This window comes from Bacteroidales bacterium, assembly GCA_018334875.1.
Taxonomy (GTDB): Bacteria; Bacteroidota; Bacteroidia; order Bacteroidales; family UBA12077; genus JAGXLC01.
The window spans coordinates 1-2954 of record JAGXLC010000481.1 but is presented as its reverse complement, the minus strand read 5'-3'; the positions used below and the strand labels follow the sequence as shown (position 1 = coordinate 2954).

2 protein-coding genes are annotated in these 2954 nt (G+C 46.0%); both read right to left on the bottom strand.

Features of this window, described 5'->3' with window-relative positions; genetic code table 11:
- Nucleotides 1–138: 138 nt before the first annotated feature.
- Complete coding sequence (locus tag KGY70_20180) at nucleotides 139–1566, bottom strand: hypothetical protein (GenBank protein MBS3777522.1); 1428 nt, start codon at nucleotides 1564–1566, stop codon at nucleotides 139–141.
- A 178-nt stretch (nucleotides 1567–1744) separates the two neighbouring features.
- Complete coding sequence (locus tag KGY70_20175) at nucleotides 1745–2689, bottom strand: nucleoside hydrolase (GenBank protein MBS3777521.1); 945 nt, start codon at nucleotides 2687–2689, stop codon at nucleotides 1745–1747.
- Nucleotides 2690–2954 lie beyond the last annotated feature (265 nt).

Genomic DNA, 2954 nt, shown 5'->3' with positions numbered 1-2954 from the left:
CATGAATACATTAATGCTTTTCATTAAGAAAGAGCCATGAACCATTCGATTTATGGTGTTTTGGATGAATTCCAGGTGTTTTCTCTTATTTTCCATCGTGGATAGATTATTAATGTTTTATAATTAATTCATTATCGGTTATTCTTGAAACCTGAATGAATAGAGGTCTGCATCCTTAAGGACAAATCGCATTCGAACGGGCTTGCCGGCCAGTTTGCTGAGATCCGCATTGCTGTTCCATTCAACCGTTCGTTCAATGGCATCACCGTATATCTCCGGGCAATCGTCCAGTGTGAAGCCCGGTATGGGTTTGCCGTTCTCATCCTGCAGTTCGACTTTCAGGCTGCCTGCTGCCGAGGTAGAAAAGTTGATCTCCAGTTGATCTCCGCTGAAGATAACCGGTTTGGTTACCATCTCGCCACCTTCCATAGGGGCGCTTAGCGACACGAAACCGTCAATCCGCAGGGTGTATCTCCGTATGCGGCTGCTTTTGCCTTCGTAATATCCTTCATTGACATAAAGCGACAATTGATCCGCTCCGCCAGGATAGGGTGACTCTGTTTCAACCAGTCCCCACCAGATGTAGTTGCTGCGGTTCTGCCATTTGCCGGGAAGCAGACCGGGCCTTATAAATGCTTCCGGCCGGCGCTTGAATGTACGTCTGTCCAGGCTTGACATGAACAAACCTTCGGTGAGGGACCCGCGGTCGCCCAGGTAGCGGGTGGGGAAACCCAGTAAGATATGTGGAGCGCGGTAATAGGGCATGATCTGGTTGGTGTAGAGGTGTTCTTTTGCGGCGCCCGGATATTCCAGCCACTGAGGATCACTCCAATGCAAAAAGTCGTCTGAGGCAGCCGTGCGGATATCGCGGATGCCTTCCTTAAAATCGCGGTGGTACTCGCGGTATTCTTTTCTTACCGGATCCCAGAACGCCAGGTTTTGTGAATCGAACGCTCCTTTGGTGATTACCGGTTCATCGCTCATCAACGACCAGTGAATGCCGTCTGGTGACTGAAACGCGAAGAGACCGTGTTGGCCTTCTTCTTTTCCTCTTGCAAGCGCCTTATACTTTGCTTCAGGTTTTGCATCGGGATTTTGGTCTTTGAAGGGGGTGAAGTTGTGGGTGCCCAGGCTGTCCCAGATGATGTTGTTTGCTTTGGAGCCATTGAATTCATGAAGACCCAGATTAGGCTTCTTCCAGTGGATGCCATCTTTGCTTTCAGCATAGCATGTAACCTCCCGGTGCTCTGGTTCTCCGGAATGCGATCCGCGATAGTACATGCGGTATAAACTGTCATCCTGAAATATGGTGAAATACCCACAGGTGTTGCCTTCCCACGGCTCATCGGTTACCAGGCAAACTTCCCGGGGCGTCGGATGATGCAACCGGAGCTCTGCTCCATTCATCTTATCAATAAGGTAATCATCTACAAACAGCTCCCTCCGGTTCCCAATATGAATGGTTTTCTGGTCAGATACCTGTAAACCGGCAATGCAAATAAAGATGCCAACCGAAGCAATCAGGTATAACAATGATTTACCTTTTGTGAGCTTCCTTTTTTTCATAATCGATCGTTTTAATAATCTTTTAAGGATACAACCGAATGACTAAGAATGACCATTGAATGACAAATATACCCTTCCTGCCAGCTGTAGCTTCTTCAACATTCAAACAATCAAACCCGCCTGCTGTCGGACAGGCGTTCAAACTCCCGTCAAACTCTTTGTCAAACCATTTTTTTAATCAATCACTTTCATTCATATTTTGTTGTAAAAGCCGTTCCATAACCCGGTCCAGAAATTCCTCCTTGTTGATGGACATGCCGATTTCTGCGTTGGGTTCCTTGCTTTCATCAATCACGGTATAACCCTCGTCGGTAACATCCACATGGGCTTTTCGTGTATTGAACAGTTCGGGCCACAAATACATTCCTATGGCCACAGGATCATATAATGTAGGCGTCTCATAAGGCCACAGGGTATACAGGCCGGAAAGCGCATCAGTTAAGGGAGATTGGCGCATGAGGAGTTCAAGCCTCCGGTCTTCTTCCAGGTTAACGAAAGTGGTGACATCCAGGCCGGCATACGTGATATCAGCTCCTGCCGAAGCCATTTTCTGAGAGGCATCCACATCCGCCCTTACATTCCATTCGGCGCTGGGAACGGGATGCCTTCCATAGCCCATGTAGAAGGAGCCGAACATAGAATAGATATGTTTGGCCTTTTTCAGGGCATCGGGGTTTTTCTCTACCACATTGCCTATGTTGGTCACTGGACCAATCGTAAACAAAACTATTTCATCGGGATGCTGTTCCAATTTTTCAATGATAAAATCCGAACCGGATTGTTCAATTGGAGTAACCTTATCAAATCCCTCTGCCCAATGAAACTGTGTATCGTAGTGGTCATCGGTTTTTTCACCAACCACCACCGGAATGTCTTCATTACCGGTTTCATGAAGCATTTTGCATACAATATTTGCCCGTTTGGGCGTATTGCCGTAATCCGTAACAATCCCCAGCACTTCAAATTCGGGACTGGTCAGTAACAGCGCAACAGCAAATGCGTCGTCGATATCAGAGCCAATGTCCGTATCCAGTATGACTTTTTGTTTTTGTGCCATACCTGTGCCCATCGACATGAAAAGCAAGATAAGGGTTAAAACGGCAAAATGAGTGAAAGTTTTCATAACAGGTCAATTTTTGTGTGGTTTATAATTTATGAATTCAATGAGTAAAGATAACAATCATTTTGTATTTTTATAGGTCCGAATTATTCTCAAACATCAAAATTTTCAATCCGCTTGATCATTATGAAAATAAAAAACAGAGCGTTAAGGCGAATTTTCCGGAGCCTGAGTGTAATAATCGTGGTTGTGATTATCCTGGGTATCTGGGTAAGATGCCGCGTCAGGGATCCTTTCCCGGATTATAAGCAGGACATTACCATCAGGG

What these genes read in the sequence shown, in the direction of transcription:
- KGY70_20180 (MBS3777522.1), bottom strand. Translation starts at nt 1,566, where the DNA reads ATGAAAAAAAGGAAGCTCACAAAAGGTAAATCATTGTTATACCTGATT.
- KGY70_20175 (MBS3777521.1), bottom strand. Translation starts at nt 2,689, where the DNA reads ATGAAAACTTTCACTCATTTTGCCGTTTTAACCCTTATCTTGCTTTTC.